Annotated in this window: 13 protein-coding genes and 1 tRNA gene; 7 read left to right on the plus strand and 7 right to left on the minus strand. The window is 57.1% G+C overall.

The annotated features are described in order from the left end of the window. The first annotated feature begins 121 nt into the window (after window positions 1-121). Window positions 122-196: transfer RNA gene (locus tag ACFSE1_RS09040), tRNA-Gln, on the plus strand. Between the two features lie 158 nt (window positions 197-354). Here the strand turns inward: ACFSE1_RS09040 and ACFSE1_RS09045 are convergent. From ACFSE1_RS09045 to ACFSE1_RS09055, 3 genes are all read right to left on the minus strand, one after another. Then, on the minus strand, window positions 355-774 hold the full coding sequence (locus ACFSE1_RS09045; RefSeq protein WP_377399582.1) for a hypothetical protein: 420 nt from the start codon (window positions 772-774) through the stop codon (window positions 355-357). 14 nt (window positions 775-788) lie between these two features. Beyond that, entirely contained in the window at window positions 789-1,337 is a 549-nt protein-coding gene (locus ACFSE1_RS09050; RefSeq protein ID WP_377399585.1) for a hypothetical protein, read from the minus strand. Window positions 1,338-1,573: 236 nt separating this feature from the next. Continuing rightward, window positions 1,574-2,308: a pectate lyase gene (locus tag ACFSE1_RS09055; RefSeq protein WP_377399588.1), complete on the minus strand. Its 735-nt coding sequence runs from the start codon at window positions 2,306-2,308 to the stop codon at window positions 1,574-1,576. An 848-nt stretch (window positions 2,309-3,156) separates the two neighbouring features. On the opposite strand from ACFSE1_RS09055, the gene ACFSE1_RS09060 reads away from it, so the two are divergent. From ACFSE1_RS09060 to ACFSE1_RS09080, 5 genes are all read left to right on the plus strand, one after another. Continuing rightward, window positions 3,157-3,336 (plus strand): hypothetical protein, encoded by a 180-nt coding sequence (locus tag ACFSE1_RS09060; protein ID WP_377399591.1) that lies wholly within the window; start codon window positions 3,157-3,159, stop codon window positions 3,334-3,336. Window positions 3,337-3,433: 97 nt separating this feature from the next. After that, complete coding sequence (locus ACFSE1_RS09065) at window positions 3,434-4,426, plus strand: SctD/MshK family protein (protein ID WP_377399594.1); 993 nt, start codon at window positions 3,434-3,436, stop codon at window positions 4,424-4,426. Then, complete coding sequence (locus tag ACFSE1_RS09070) at window positions 4,426-6,375, plus strand: FHIPEP family type III secretion protein (protein ID WP_377399597.1); 1,950 nt, start codon at window positions 4,426-4,428, stop codon at window positions 6,373-6,375. The genes ACFSE1_RS09065 and ACFSE1_RS09070 overlap by 1 nt, the downstream gene beginning before the upstream one ends. Before the next feature lie 135 nt (window positions 6,376-6,510). Continuing rightward, complete coding sequence (locus ACFSE1_RS09075) at window positions 6,511-8,289, plus strand: hypothetical protein (RefSeq protein WP_377399600.1); 1,779 nt, start codon at window positions 6,511-6,513, stop codon at window positions 8,287-8,289. 355 nt (window positions 8,290-8,644) lie between these two features. Continuing rightward, window positions 8,645-9,577: a lysylphosphatidylglycerol synthase transmembrane domain-containing protein gene (locus tag ACFSE1_RS09080; RefSeq protein WP_377399802.1), complete on the plus strand. Its 933-nt coding sequence runs from the start codon at window positions 8,645-8,647 to the stop codon at window positions 9,575-9,577. A gap of 2 nt (window positions 9,578-9,579) precedes the next feature. Here the strand turns inward: ACFSE1_RS09080 and ACFSE1_RS09085 are convergent, their stop codons facing one another. From ACFSE1_RS09085 to ACFSE1_RS09095, 3 genes are all read right to left on the minus strand, one after another. After that, window positions 9,580-10,473, minus strand: coding sequence for a methylenetetrahydrofolate reductase (locus tag ACFSE1_RS09085; RefSeq protein ID WP_377399603.1), 894 nt, complete (start codon window positions 10,471-10,473; stop codon window positions 9,580-9,582). Between the two features lie 124 nt (window positions 10,474-10,597). Continuing rightward, window positions 10,598-11,611 (minus strand): biotin synthase BioB, encoded by a 1,014-nt coding sequence (gene bioB, locus ACFSE1_RS09090; RefSeq protein WP_377399606.1) that lies wholly within the window; start codon window positions 11,609-11,611, stop codon window positions 10,598-10,600. 82 nt (window positions 11,612-11,693) lie between these two features. Then, on the minus strand, window positions 11,694-12,362 hold the full coding sequence (locus ACFSE1_RS09095) for a GntR family transcriptional regulator (protein ID WP_377399609.1): 669 nt from the start codon (window positions 12,360-12,362) through the stop codon (window positions 11,694-11,696). Window positions 12,363-12,584: 222 nt separating this feature from the next. On the opposite strand from ACFSE1_RS09095, the gene rocF reads away from it, so the two are divergent. Further along, window positions 12,585-13,505, plus strand: a complete 921-nt coding sequence (gene rocF / locus ACFSE1_RS09100) for an arginase (RefSeq protein WP_377399612.1) — start codon at window positions 12,585-12,587, stop codon at window positions 13,503-13,505. Here the strand turns inward: rocF and ACFSE1_RS09105 are convergent, their stop codons facing one another. After that, a complete protein-coding gene (locus ACFSE1_RS09105) occupies window positions 13,506-14,330 on the minus strand; it encodes an HpcH/HpaI aldolase family protein (protein WP_377399615.1) in 825 nt (274 codons plus the stop codon). Window positions 14,331-14,368: the final 38 nt, after the last annotated feature.

The raw sequence follows: 14,368 nt of genomic DNA on the forward strand, positions 1-14,368 counted from the left end.
GGAAGCTTTTGGCGAAAATGTCAAAAAAGCGCAGAGACCTGATTGCTCGAAGCAAAGAGCTTTGCTAAACGCATGCCCATCACGAAGGAAGTGCTTCGACGCACTGAACGGCCTTCGGTGGTGGGGCGTAGCCAAGCGGTAAGGCAGCGGTTTTTGGTACCGCCATCCCCTGGTTCGAATCCAGGCGCCCCAGCCATTCTTCTTATTAGATTTTTTCAAGAATGTGCGTGGAAGGTCTGCCTCCACCGCGCAAGCTTGTTCTAGGCTATCGCAGGCACATACACCCGCGATCTCGCTCTATAAGGTAGCGGTTTTGACGAATCCCATGCGCCAAGTCCCGAATGGGATCTGACCTTAACTCACTTCGCCCGTTTTAAGTTCGTCGATGATGGTTTCTGTCTTGATGACCATGCGGTGCGCCTTGGCAAACAGCGCGCGGCTGACTTCGGCCTCTGAAGTTCGCTGCTCCACCTCCGCTCTGGCGCGCAACACATCAAAAGCACGATCTTCCATTCGAGCCCTGGCAATGACTTCGGCTGAGCGCAGTTGCTGAAGCTCGGCACCACTCACCTGCCGCGAGGTGAGGCGCCGCCTGTTTAAGCTGGCTTCCGCAACATGCGCCTGTGCCGTTGCAGCCATATGGTCTGCAGCCTGCAGTTTGGCTAGGCTGGCATCGCGGCGTGCATCAGCTTCGGCCATTTTACGTTCAGCCTTCTCTGCGCGGATCGAGCGGATCTTGAGGAGAAGGGCGTAGTCCTTGCTGAAACGATCCATGAGAAACCCGCGACCTAGCGCTTCTGCTGCAGATCGAGATCCTGGACGTTTCCGCCGCGGATGACCTTTACAGTGGTGTTCTGCGGCCGGGCAAGGATGGCGGCAATCGTGTCATTAAACACTGCAGGGCCACGAACCGACAGGACACCAGCCTTTGCGTCAAAACGAAGCGTATCTTTCGGCATGATCGGGTAGAGAGACTTTACAACCGCCTGCGCGCTCGGCCAGTCATAATTGCCGAGTGGCAAAATCGTGGTCTTCGTATCCGTGCGAGATGCGATGATGACACGTGACCCGTCATAGGCCAGGAAGAGATTGGCATCTTTCGCAAGCTGCTGGAAAACGGCCAGACCATCCCCATCTGCAATCCAGTTTTCAATCTTTCCCGGAATCTCGCCCAGTTTTTGCGCCGGTGTGCCGGACAGGTCCGCCAGAACATCGATAACCTGTGTCAGCGGCTGGCTTTTTACCTCATAGCGCACTTGGCGCGCGCTGACGTCGATGGCCGAGCCGAGGGACGATGCCGCGAATATCAATCCAATGAATAAACTACGTAATAACACTGTAATATCCTCGACCCTGCGATATCTGAAGCAGACGGGCACAAAATGAAAATGCCACAAAATAATTCGTCTGTCTTGATAGAGCTTCGTTAAGGTTAAACGCCGGCCGACGGTTGCTGTGTTGATTGCTTTGTTATTGTGTCGGCGTAAATTAGACTGCGGCTATATAGCCGCGTCCCATGTCGGTCACACCGGACTGGCGCTTCACATTGATCGACGCGGCCCGAAATCTCCCTCTAATAGCTTTGCAAACCGTCGCGGATCCGGATTTTCGTCCTGACATTCGAAATGGCGATCTCGCCCAGAAAATTCGCCTTGGCTTGGGTGCTGTCGGTGCGGAACATAGTGCTGCCGTTGGAGAATTGCCCGCCATTGATCGTGACATTTGCCTTGATTTCCTTGCCCCCATTGGTGCGGACGAGCGTGGAGAAGTGGTCCGCGTTGAAGTCCTTAACGGTAAAATTCGTATCGGCGTTCAACTGAAAGATCTTGTCGGTCGCCTTGCTGGCAGATCCGCCGATAATGTTGACATCCCCGGCGGTTTTGACCGTCAGAGCATCCTCTCCCACGTCCTGCCAATGAACGTTCTGAAGGTTTGCTCCGCCATAGACGTGGATTCCGTCGGCACCATTCGCGCCGATGGTCACGTTCCTCAGGGTTGCACCATTTCTGAGAATAAAAACCGGCTTTTGCGATTCGCTCTGCCCGCCATCTCCGAGCTGGGATGAGGCAGTGAAAGTTTGTCCAAGTCCATCGAAAACGCCTCCGTCTACGATGATCGGTTTGTCGACCACCGTCACGGTTCCTTTCCCCGCGACCGCCGATGGTTCTGTGATTGCGCTGGATAGCGGTTTCGACTCGTTGGGAGTTGAAGAGGTGCTCCCCTTGGCTTTAGAGGGAACGCTATTCGTTTCCGTCGATCCAGTAGAAGCTCTGTTGGCTCCTTGTGGCGCGCCCGTGGTGCTTGCCATTTGCGCCAACGCCATCTGCTTCGGGGCAGGCGCGAATGGTGATGATTGTCTTGCCGTAGAGGGGAGCAGATCTCGCCCCGGGCTGGATTGGTCCCGAAAGGGGCATTTCTTTTGTATTGCTCCCATCGCTGTGCCCGGTACCTTGGTGCGAGCTGCCTTCCGATTTTTGTCCGGACTGGTGTCGCTCCGGAACTGACCACTGACGCTATACATATTCGGTCCTTATACGCAGAGCGCCTCATAATAAGGCGCGGTGAAAACTGATTTGAGCCTATCTCAGTTCGCAAGGCGATTGTCTGCGCCTATGCGCACTGCGGCTTATTTTGACGCATGCGTTCTCCGCGTCCAGTAGAAACCGAAGTAGAGTTAATTGGTTTACGGGTAGAAAGCGGTTAAAATTGTATTAAACTCAACACTCCCGGAGCCATCGCGCATCCTTCTCCTATGGACAGGGAGTCTAAACTTGGGCGCTCCCCGTGTGCTGTTCCCGCACCTCTGCTCTGAACATTATTCGGTAACTTCATGGTTGGAGAGCAGCTATCCAGCCAGCATTTCCTCGGGGCACGTGAGCGCCAGCCTTGGCCGAGGTGCATCTAAATAGCTGGATGCAATATCAAATTATGTTGAGGCTGCGCCCAGATCCTTCCAGTTGATGTCCTGAGCGGCGGGATCGCGTAAATCGTATAAGTCGTGAATGCGGATATTCGGATTTACTTCAATAAATGGGATTTATCCACCAAGAGAATCTTTTATCCGCAAAACGAAGCAATAAATTATTTACTCGACGGCCCAATTTGAACAGTATTGTCTCGTGATTTAAGCGCACTACTTCAAAAAAGGAGTTTCAAATGGCTAGCAGCAGTGGTGGAAGTCCAGCAGGCGGTTCCGGTAGCGGTAGCGTTGATAGCGCAATCGCTGAATACAAAAAGGCTCAGGAGGAGTCTTCGGCACAGAGCATGCGCGTTGCAACGGAAGTAACCCGCATCAACGGTGTCTTCAACGCAATCAAGAAAATCAGCCCATCATAATACTATCAGAAATTGTATTTTGATTATGTTTTTTCTGAACTTGCCGAGGGCGAATTTTTAACCGCCCTCGGAAGTCCAGGCAATGGCGGATTGTTCTATGAATGTATCTCAGCAGTTCGCGGCAGTATCCGGCAAGGTTCGGTCTGCACCACTTCGTAATTTCAAGGCGCGGCTTCCTGCAATGGCAGATAACGGCATGCAGCCTCACCTGTCTATTCAACGCGAGCAGCGATCCGGCAAGGTCGATCTTGCCGAAGGAACGCAGGCCATAGGCGGCGATCCCGCCTGTGACATCGTCATTCTGGGACTAGAGCCCAAGACCTATTTCAACCTTTCGCTTGAGACTGAAAAAGGCGTGCCATCCATTGTGGTGCACATTCTGGCGGACGATATTCGTCTGAATGGCCGCGATCTCGCGAAGGACGCCGTTCTGAGGCTCAAGCCGTCAGACGAGCTGCAATTTGGCGGTGCCACCTGCAAGATCGGCGGCATCAGACAGCCCGCCCGGCCTGCCTCCAGGCGCAGGATCGTCGCGGCGCTTCTGCTCAGCCTTTCGGCTGGTTTGATTGCATTGCTTGTCGTCGATGGTGTCGGCACCAGCAAGGCTCCACCCGTTCAGCCGCAGCAGCGCGTTCTGCGCACGCCAACCAATGTGTTGATTAACGAGTTGCGTGACGCGCTCCGAATGTCTTCTTTGAAGCTCGATGTGCGTCTCGATCAGTCGGGTAGCGAAGTGCAGATCGGTGATGCGAAGGAGCCGCTGACCATCAGCGAGAAACAGAAGCTGGCGGGGATTCTGGCTTCCTTCGAAAGACGCAGCGAGTTACCGCTGAAGGATATGACCCGGCTCACATCGGGGCTCGATAGTTTCGTGGCATCCATTGCCCTTGAGCCGGTCAAATTTGTCGTGGGCAGCGATGGCCGTCGCTACCGCGAGGGCGATCTTCTTGCCGAGAAGTGGCGGGTTGAGAGCATTCAGCCCGGCGGCATCGTCGTCAGCCGGGAAGGCAAGCAGGACATCATTGCAACCGCGCCGGTTTCCACCCCGGTGGTTATGCACCTTGCAACGCGCGATCAGGCGATACGCTAATGAATACAAGTCTGACCAATCTCACGCAGATGCTTTTGAAGCGGACGGAGATCCTCTTTTCGATCTTCTTTGTAGTCATCGTTGCCATGATGATCCTGCCGCTGCCGCCCGTCATCATTGATACGCTGATTGGCTTCAATCTCGCTTTCTCTTTCGTCGTTCTCATCACGACAATCTATCTCAAGACAGCGTTGGATATATCCACCTTTCCAGCGATTATACTGATCGGAACGATTTTCCGTCTGGCTCTGACCATATCGTCTACTCGTCTCATTCTGGCTGAAGGCCATGCCGGCGAAATCATCATCGCTTTCGGCTCCTTCGTCGTGGCAGGAAATGTGGTTGTCGGCCTCGTTGTCTTCCTCATCGTCGCGCTTGTGCAGTTCATCGTCGTGACAAAGGGCGCCGAACGTATTGCAGAAGTGGGAGCGCGCTTCACGCTCGACGCAATGCCAGGCAAGCAGCTGGCGATCGATAGCGATCTTCGCAATGGCCATATCACGCCGCAGAAAGCGCTTCAGCGCCGCGAGCAGCTCGAGCTTGAAAGCCAGTTCTTCGGTGCCATGGACGGTTCGCTGCGCTTTGTGAAAGGTGATGCGATTGCCTCACTCGTGGTGGTCGCGGTCAATCTCGTCGGCGGTCTTGCTATCGGTATGTTCCAGCGCGGAATGTCCTTTTCCGAGGCAGCCCATCTCTATTCGCTGCTCTCCATCGGTGACGGTCTGGTTGCGCAGATTCCGTCCATGCTGATGGCCATTGCCGCCGGTACAGTGGTAACGCGTGTTTCCTCCGATGACGCCGTCAGCCTCGGTCAGGATATCGGCCGGCAGTTGTCAAAGGATGCGCGTGCCCTGGGTGTTGCGGGTGCCATGACCTTCGCGATGGGCTTTGTTCCAGGCTTCCCGGCAACTGTGCTTTGGCCGCTTGGACTGCTTCTCGGCGGCGGTGCCTATTTGCTGGTCCGTCCAAACAAGAACGGCAAGCGCAGTGATACGGTTCGCTCGCAGGCGATGGAACAAAAGCTCCTCAGTCGCACCAAGTTTGGTGATCCGATTGTGGCCACAGTCTCGGAAGCCACACTCGATCGCCTGGAAAATGCGAATTTCGCGGCCCATCTTGAAACGCGGATCGGTGCGCTGGCTCATTCCACCGGGGTTGCCGTCACCCTGCCCACCTTCAATGTCGATACCAGGATTGCGGATAACATCATCCATGTTCAGGTGGAGAATGTTCCAGCAGGTGTGGTGGATGCGTCGCCGGAAGCGGAACTCGATACTATCGCCATCGGCCTGTGCCGCATTGTGCGCCGCCATGTCGGCCCAACCTTCAGTGTAGAAGATGTGGCGCAATGGCTGAGCAGTCTGGAAGGCCGCCTGGGAAGGCTCGCATCGCAGGTGCAGGACGATGTTCCACAGATGGTGCTGGTGCAGGTGATCCGCACCTTGCTAAGCTCCGGCGTCACTCTCTCCCAGCCGCGCGGTTTGCTGGAAGCGCTGCTCGCCAACAAACACCTGCATGATGATCCGGCAACTCTTGCGGAAATTGGCCGCAAGGCACTTGGCGAGCAGGTTGCCTATGGCATGCTCGATGTGAGGGGAGTGCTCAGCCTCATCAATTTCGGCGGGCGTTGGGAAGCTGCAATTGAAGCCAATCGCTACGGCGACACAGCCGAAGAGCGGGCGATTGCAGGCGAAACACTGGCTTCTCTTTCGAAACTTCTGGGTCAGCAGATCGACTATCTGATCCGCAATAATATTGACCCGGTAGGTTTGGTCGATAGCTCCGTACGCGCAGTGACGCAGAGCTACTTGGCCAGTCATAACATCCATATTCCACTGATCTCTTCTGAAGACATTCCAGCGGAACTTTCTTGCGAAATTCTGTCCTCTCTGGATGTCTCAGACGATGATGAACAAGAGGAGGGGATTCCGACCAGCACCGCAGCATGAAGCGAGCAGTATAATCGGATTTAAGCCGTGTATATCTCAGCGAAATAATTCATGAGGAATTCATTTCGTCAATGAATTGAGTGCGTACGGCGAACTTTAACAACGAGCTTTCATTTTTTAGATCAGGGGAAAGCAATGACGACAACAGGTATTTCATTTAGAACCTCAGGCAGCTTGTCGCAGTCTTCGGGAGCAACGGGCGATACCCGCAGCTCTAGCTTCAGCGCCTCGCTGGATGTGGGCAGCCGCAAGGAATCCCCGTTTGGCGGTGGCGCGCGCACCAGCGCACTGGATTCCCGTTACCTGAAATCAACAACTGCTGGTGCAGGCTCTGGCAGCTCTGCGGGTGCCTCTGGTTCTGGTAGCGCGAGCAGTGCAGCAAGTGCAGCGGGCGCCGGTGGTGCAAGCAGCGCTGCAAGTGCGGCGGGTTCCAATGGTTCCAGCAGTGCGGCCAGTGCCGCGAGTGCCGGGGGCTCAAGCAGTGCGGCAGGTGCCGCAAGCGCCGATAGTGCAAGCAGCGCCAGCAGCTCGAGCATGGTAGGGTCGCTTCAGCAAAGCGCTTCCAACCTCTCGCAAATGGTAAGCTCCCTGCAGGCGCAGCAAGGTGGTGGGCAATCCGCCAGTGCAGCAGGCGTCGGTCAAGGCGGGTGTGGTCCGCAGGGCAGTGGTGGGCAACAGGGTGGCGCCCAAGGTAGCGCTGGTCAGGGCGGTGCCCAAGGTAGTGCTGCTCAGGGTGGTGCGCAGGGTGCAGGCGGCCAAGGCGGAGCACAGGGTGCAGCGGGCGGCAAGGGCGCCGAAGGTGGAAAGGGCGCTGAAGGTGGACAGCAGGCTGGCGGTGCTCAGGGTGCGGGGTCGGCAGGCGGTGCATCTGATATGAACGCAATTCTGCAGAAGCTGTCATCCGTCCTTCAAAACCTGCAGCAGGTACTTGCGCAGATGGGCGGTAAAGATGCAGCCGGTGGCAAGGGTGATGCAGGTGGAGCCGCTGGCGGTAAGGCTTCCGGCGGTGGAGAAGGTGCCGGTGGTGGCCAAGGTGCTGGCGGTGAACAGGCAGCTGCAGGCGGTAAAGGCCAAGGTGGCGCTCAGGGTGCCGGTGGTGGCCAGGGTGCAGGCGGCGGTCAGGCCTCGGCTGGTGCAGGTGGCGGTCAGGCCTCGGCTGGTGCAGGTGGCGGTCAGGCCTCAGCTGGCGCAGGTGGCGGTCAGGCCTCGGCTGGTGCAGGCGGTGGTCAGGCCTCAGCTGGTGCTGGTGGCAATCAGGCTTCGGCTGGCGCAGGTGGGGGTCAAGCATCTGCTGGGGCAGGAAGCGCTCAGGGATCTGCGCCCGGTCGCAATCCTACGGACATGAATTCTACCTTGAAGCAGCTGTCTTCCGTTCTTCAGGAGCTGGAGGAGGTGCTCGGCAAGAAGGGCGCAAAGGGCGGATCCAAGGGCGCGGGTGCTGGCCAGAGCGCAGGCCAGGGTTCTGCTAGCGCCGGTTCAGCTGCAGCCGGTGGTGAGGGTGCTGCCTCTTCAAGCGCCGCCGCAGCGGCAGGCCAGGGTTCCGCTAGCGCCGGTTCAGCCGCCGCTGGTGGACAGGGTGGAGCGTCCTCGAGCTCTGCTGCCGCCGCAGGCCAGGGTTCCGCTAGCGCCGGTTCAGCCGCCGCTGGTGGTCGGGGTGCAGCCTCTTCCAGCGCTGCCGCTGCCGCAGGCCGGGGTTCTGCTAGCGCCGGCTCTGCCGCCGCTGGTGGTCGGGGTGCAGCTTCTTCCAGCTCTGCTGCAGCCGCAGGTCAGGGTTCTGCTAGCGCCAGCTCTTCTGCTGCCTCCTCCAGCTCTGCCGACATGAACACGGTACTGACGGATCTCACTGGCACGCTTGAAGGACTTGTTCGGGTGCTGTCGACGGGTGGCGCAGACCAGACGCAGGTGGTTGCCTGATAGAACGTGACGATCCGGGAGGCGGCTCTGCCTCCCGGATTTCTGCTTGAAGTGCTTCCAGTAAAATGGGTTTCACTGGAAGTTTTCTGCTTTTCGCACCGCTCTTTGCAATCCCGAAGCTTGGTGTATGCCACCCCCTGTCGGGAAGGGCCGGAGCGAATCTACCAAAACCTCATCTGGGAAGTCCGGCTCCGGCAAGGGGTAGTTATGCGTGCCGCTGTCCACTCACGTTCGTCTGATCAAGGCAGCTTTCGCGGTCTTCTGTAATGGCTAATGCTTGCCCATCCCGCTCTACTGTCTATGTTGGCAGAAAAGATGAAGCGGCAACAGCCGCATAGAGGGGAAGGGCGGAGCAATTTTCAGGAAATATGGCTGGCCGATCATCGGCCTTCTTGTCGTGGCAATATCGATCTGGCTCCTTTACCGGGAATTGAGGGGCCTCTCTCTTGAGGATCTCGGCGATAGCTTTGAGTCCATCACCCTTACGCACTGGCTTCTTGCTGGTGCCGGTGCAGTTTTCGCCTATGCGGCCCTCGCAGGTTACGATGCGCTTGCCCTTCGCTATCTGGGACGTAGAGTGGACCGGCTCTTTATCACGCTGACGTCGTTCACGACCTATGCGCTTTCGCACAATATAGGCGCCTCGGTGCTTTCCGGGTCGATTATTCGATATCGTGCCTATTCGTCCAAAGGGCTGTCGGGTCTTGAAATCGGGCAGTTGATTGCCTTCTGCTCTTTTACCTTTGCGCTTGGCACCATCGTATTGACCGGAATGGTGCTGGCAATCGACCCGATGATCGCGGTCAGGCTGGCGGATGGACTGTCGCCACATGTCGCGCGTTCGATTGGCCTTCTCTTGCTGCTTGCAGTCATTGCCTATGTGTATGGAAGCTGGAAGCAGATGAAGCCGTTCAAGATTGGGCCGCTCAGAATTGAATATCCCAATCTGAAAATCGTGGGGCTGCAACTGATCATAGGCCCGCTTGAATTGATCGGGGCTGCTGCAATCATTTATTTCGCATTGCCCGCCGCCGTAAACCCTGGCTTTTTCACGGTGCTCGGCATTTTCCTGATGTCGTTTTCGGCAGCACTCATTTCCAGCGCGCCCGGAGGGTTAGGCGTTCTGGAACTGTTGTTTGTCAGCGCATTGCCTGAAGTTCCTCCCTCGGATCTGCTGGCGGCACTGATTGTCTTCAGGTTGCTCTATCTGCTTGTTCCCTTCGCTATCTCCATCGTCATGGTCATATTCTTTGAGAAGAGAAATTTCGGGCGAGGACTGGAACCCTAGGCTCAGCTTGCCTGCTGGCGTTTGGCCCAGGTTACGGCGGCTTCTATGCCGCCAAGAGGGAAGAGATGGAACTGTTCGATCAGGCTCTCCGGATGGCCCTGCTTGTAACGTTCCAGTTCCAGAGCGAGTTCGGTGGGTTCGTAAGGCAAGAGAAGGCGCCGCACATCCATGGCGCGCCGTTGCAGCACTTTCAGAGACGGGCCGACCCCGCAGGTGATGGCGTATTTGATGAGAGTTTGAAGTTTGGCAGGGCCTGCCAGTCCGACATGAACGGGCAGATCAACGCCAAGATCGGCAATACGCTTGCTCCATGCGAGAATGGCGTTGGAATCGAAAGCGAATTGAGTCGAGATCACAATCCGACAGCCGGATCGTTCGCCCAATGCCTGCTTGCGTAGGAGGGAGTTATCGATCAAGTCATGGCCACCATCAGCCTGAATATCGCGATTGCCCTCCGGATGCCCGGCAACATGCAGTTGTTCGAACCCCGCCCTGTCGAAAAAGCCGGTCTCGATAAGATCGAAACTATCGCTAAACTCTCCTCGGGGGCTTGAAGCGCCGCCCGCCAGAAGCAAGGCGCGGCGCATGTCAGCCTCGTCTCGATACCTTTGCAGTAGATCTTTGAGCGATTGGCGATTTTCGATCGATCGCGCGGGAATATGCGGTGTCACCACAAAGCCTTCCCGGCATAGGCGGCGAGCCGTGCTCACCATGTCTTCCAACGGCGTTCCGTCCACATGGGCGAGGAATATGTTTGTTCCGGCAGGTAGAAGCTGGCGAAAATCCGCAATCTTGGCTGCCGTTCGTGGCAAGACTTCAATCGACCAACCGTCGATCAAGCGCTTGACCTGCGCTGGACGCTCCCCCGATGGCGCCAAGGCTGTATTGAAGTCCATTTTGGCTCGAAATCCTCGCGCAAACATGTGTATCGCCGCTGACATAGGCAATTCAGCTGCCTTTGTCAGCGCACGATTCCTCAAATGATGCGGTCAGGACCGCCGCTTGAGCTTATTTAGCTCTTCAGCGGCTGCAAGCGCAGTCACCTTGCGACATCTTCTGTTCGGTTGAGTCACTGCTATGTCGTTGGGCTGCATGCATGCCAAGTCGCTGCAACAAAGCTTCGTCCTGTTCGCGCTCCGGATTTCCGGTGGTCAGAAGCCGTGAGCCGGTGAAGATGGAATTGGCGCCCGCCAGAAAGCAGAGTGCCTGCGTCTCATCGCTCATTGCGTGGCGTCCGGCGGAAAGGCGCACCACCGACTGCGGCAGCATGATGCGCGCGAGCGCGACCAGACGCACAAAAGCAATGCTGTCCACTGCCTCAGCGGTTGACTGGACGGGCACTCCGTCAATTTCGTTCCACATGTTCAGCGGCACGCTTTCCGGGTGAGGAGTGAGCGTCGATAAGAGGACCAGCATGGAGATCCGATCCTCGATGGTCTCACCCATGCCAACGATTCCACCCGTGCATAGCTTTATGCCGCTGGAGCGAACCCTCTGCAGTGTCTCCAGACGATCCTCCATGGAGCGTGTGGTGACAATCTTGGGGTAAAATTCTGGTGAAGTGTCGACGTTATGGTTGTAGTAATCCAGTCCGGCATCCTTCAATCGCTCGGATTGTTGCTCCGTCAGCATGCCAAGCGTGACGCATGTTTCCAGGCCCAGCGCGCGGACACCCTCGATCATATCGCAGACGCTATCGAGATCCCTGTCTTTGGGTGAACGCCAGGCAGCACCCATACAAAAGCGGGTGGCGCCGCCTGCCTTGGCTTCCGCAGCGGCAGTCAAAACATCCTGCACCGCCATCAACTTGCTGGCGCGCAGGCCGGTCTTGTGATGCGCGCTTTGGGAACAGTAGCCGCAATCTTCCGGACAGCCCCCCGTCTTGATGCTGAGGAGGGTCGCGGTTTCGATCTCCGTGGGATCGAAATTTTCACGATGAACGGATTGTGCGCGGAAGAGGAGGTCCGGGAATGGAAGATTATAGATTTCTTTGGCTTCCTCCCGGCTCCACAGCGCGACGTCAGCTCTCATCATTCTTCCTTTTTATAGATAAAAAGCGATGGAGCAGGTTAAACTTGTGCGGCCATGTCGAGTCAAGCAAAAATCATAGATAATATCAGCCGATGATCGCAAAGGCGGAGTGGGTGGTTCCGTTGGCCGCACGGAGATTCCGATGCCCGATCCATTGAACGTGGCGGGCAAGCATGGCGCAAGCTGCCTCCAGATCGCCATTTCGCAGCGCCGCTAGAATGGCGCGGTGATCGTGGTCCGTCTGTGCTTCCCAGTTTGCCTGCCAGGCAACGAACAGGAAGCGGGCGCTTGCGGCATGAAGATCGTCGATGGTCGCAAGCAGGCGTGGCATGTTGCAGGGGGTGAGAATGGTGCGGTGAAAACGCCTGTTCGCTTCCTCCCAGCTGCGCACATCCCGAGACGCATCACCGGCTCGGATTGCTTCTTCCGCCAGATCAAGCGTTTCCCTATCGAGATTGGGCGCTGCATGGCGCAATGCCAGCACTTCCAGAGCGGCGCGCATTTCCGCCACTTCCTTGACTTCCGCGAGCTGGAAAGTGGCGACACGAACGCCTCTTCTCGGTTCGCTGACTGCCAGGCCTTGAGCTTCCAGACGCCGGAAGGCTTCCCGGACCGGAACATGGCTTGCACCGAACTCGGCGGCAATGTGATCCTGCCTGAGCTTTGTTCCGGGGGCGATCTGGCCAGCGATGATCCTGTCTGCCAGGACTCGACTTATGCGCAGCGCCAAGGTGTCTTCTTTGCGTTCTTTCATGAGAACTTGATAGGTCGGACTCAAGCTATTGTCGATCAACAAGATATGGCTTGGCAGCAAATTTTGTCACACCAGCAGGCTCCAGCACATCTCAAAGTCTTCAACTACGCAAATCGTCATATGGAGATGACAATCTGAGCGGCGTGGTGCGCAAATTTGGCCGTTCAAGCCATTCTGATCGTCACCCAATTGTGTTTTTCTTGCGCATCACGGAGGCCACTTATGCTTTGTAAACTCATCGGAATTCCGCTTCAGGACGGCGCCTCGCAACTCGGTTGCGAAATGGGGCCAAGTGCGCTTCGCACGGCGGGCATCGCAGCTGCCTTGAGCGACCTCGGGCATGAGGTTGAGGATACAGGCAATCTCGGCATTGCTGCGCCCGACCAGGTTGAACACTCCAATCCGCGTCTGCGCAACCTCGGATCCATCGCCAAGTGGATTGAAGTGATTGCCGATGCGGCCTACCGCGAAAGTGCTGAAGGAATGCCGATTTTTCTGGGAGGCGACCACGCTCTTTCAGCCGGAAGCGTATCCGGTCTTGCGCGGCGTGCGGCGCTTCTCAACCGCCCTTTGTTCGTCCTATGGCTGGACGCCCACACTGATTTTCATACGCTCGAGACAACAGATAGCGGCAACCTTCACGGTGTTCCGGTTGCCTATTTCACGGGGCGCGCAGGCTTTAGCGGCTATTTCCCGCCGCTCGCGCAGGCCGTCGATCCCGCCAATGTTTGCATGATTGGGATCCGAAGCGTTGATGGTGCCGAGCGTGAGGCTATTCAAGAAACGGAAATCACCGTGCATGATATGCGCGCAATCGACGAAAACGGCGTTGCGGTACTTCTCCGTGGCTTCCTGGCACGCGTTGCATCAGCCAACGGCCTGCTGCATGTCAGCCTTGATGTCGATTTCCTCGATCCATCGGTTGGCCCAGCCGTCGGTACCACGGTTCCAGGGGGCGCAACCTTCCGAGAGGCCCACCTGGTCATGGAAATGCTGCATGATAGCGGGCTAGTGACGAGCCTCGATCTTGTCGAACTCAATCCATTTCTCGATGAAAGAGGCCGAACAGCGACGCTGCTCGTTGATCTGACAGCGAGCCTTATGGGCCGGAAGGTGCTGGACCGCCCGACCCGTCGCTACTGATTAGTAGGATTTGCCTGGCAGATCGACCTGCGGCCGCTCTCCACGGTCGCGGGCAGCCTTCAATTCCCGATATTGAGCAGCCGCAGCGGCTCCAGCGTCACGCAGCAGCGCGATATTGTGTGGGCCGACGATAAAGCGGTAGCCGCGATCCAGCAGCGCGTTGACCGATGCGCCGGCACTTGGAACCGTCCCAAGCACCTTTCCGGCTGCCAGAACCGCTTCTTCCGCCCGCTTCGCCATGGCCTGCACTTCCGGATGCCCTGTTTGCCCGAGAAGCCCCATATTGCCCGCCAGGTCATTGATCCCAATGAAAAGTATATCGGCGCCATCAAGCGCGGCGATGGCTGCGGCGTTTTCCACGGCCCTAACGGATTCCAGCTGAATAGCAATCAGCATGTTCTCGTTTGCCTTGTGAATATAGTCTGTCTCCACGCCAAAGGTGGAGGCGCGAACGACGGAAGCGGCATAGCCGCGAATGCCCGCTGGTGGATAATAGCAGGCGCGGATCGCGTCTCTTGCCGCCTCGACCGTGTCGACAGAGGGGATCATCACGGACTGTACGCCGCCATCAAGTGCGCGTTTGAGCAGGACGTGGTCATTCCATGCCACGCGAACCATTGCGGGCGTTGGCGTGGTTTCCATCGCCCGCAGTGCATCGACAATCTCTCGCGTATCGCCTTGGCCATGCTCGAAATCGGCCAGCACGAAATCGAAGCCCACATGGCCCAACACTTCGCATTCCGTTGGCGTTCCACCCGCAACCCAGCATCCATAGGCGGCTTCACCAGAGAGAAGTTTTTGCTTGAGGACGTTCGGACGAAACATGGCACCACCTTGAAATGATTACAGCGCGGGAATGGTTT

This window comes from Affinirhizobium helianthi (assembly GCF_042680945.1).
Lineage (GTDB): Bacteria > Pseudomonadota > Alphaproteobacteria > Rhizobiales > Rhizobiaceae > Neorhizobium > Neorhizobium helianthi.

What these genes read in the sequence shown, in the direction of transcription:
- ACFSE1_RS09045 (WP_377399582.1), bottom strand. Translation starts at nt 774, where the DNA reads ATGGATCGTTTCAGCAAGGACTACGCCCTTCTCCTCAAGATCCGCTCG.
- ACFSE1_RS09055 (WP_377399588.1), bottom strand. Translation starts at nt 2,308, where the DNA reads ATGGCAAGCACCACGGGCGCGCCACAAGGAGCCAACAGAGCTTCTACT.
- ACFSE1_RS09060 (WP_377399591.1), top strand. Translation starts at nt 3,157, where the DNA reads ATGGCTAGCAGCAGTGGTGGAAGTCCAGCAGGCGGTTCCGGTAGCGGT.
- ACFSE1_RS09065 (WP_377399594.1), top strand. Translation starts at nt 3,434, where the DNA reads ATGAATGTATCTCAGCAGTTCGCGGCAGTATCCGGCAAGGTTCGGTCT.
- ACFSE1_RS09070 (WP_377399597.1), top strand. Translation starts at nt 4,426, where the DNA reads ATGAATACAAGTCTGACCAATCTCACGCAGATGCTTTTGAAGCGGACG.
- ACFSE1_RS09075 (WP_377399600.1), top strand. Translation starts at nt 6,511, where the DNA reads ATGACGACAACAGGTATTTCATTTAGAACCTCAGGCAGCTTGTCGCAG.
- ACFSE1_RS09085 (WP_377399603.1), bottom strand. Translation starts at nt 10,473, where the DNA reads ATGGACTTCAATACAGCCTTGGCGCCATCGGGGGAGCGTCCAGCGCAG.
- bioB (WP_377399606.1), bottom strand. Translation starts at nt 11,611, where the DNA reads ATGATGAGAGCTGACGTCGCGCTGTGGAGCCGGGAGGAAGCCAAAGAA.
- ACFSE1_RS09095 (WP_377399609.1), bottom strand. Translation starts at nt 12,362, where the DNA reads ATGAAAGAACGCAAAGAAGACACCTTGGCGCTGCGCATAAGTCGAGTC.
- rocF (WP_377399612.1), top strand. Translation starts at nt 12,585, where the DNA reads ATGCTTTGTAAACTCATCGGAATTCCGCTTCAGGACGGCGCCTCGCAA.
- ACFSE1_RS09105 (WP_377399615.1), bottom strand. Translation starts at nt 14,330, where the DNA reads ATGTTTCGTCCGAACGTCCTCAAGCAAAAACTTCTCTCTGGTGAAGCC.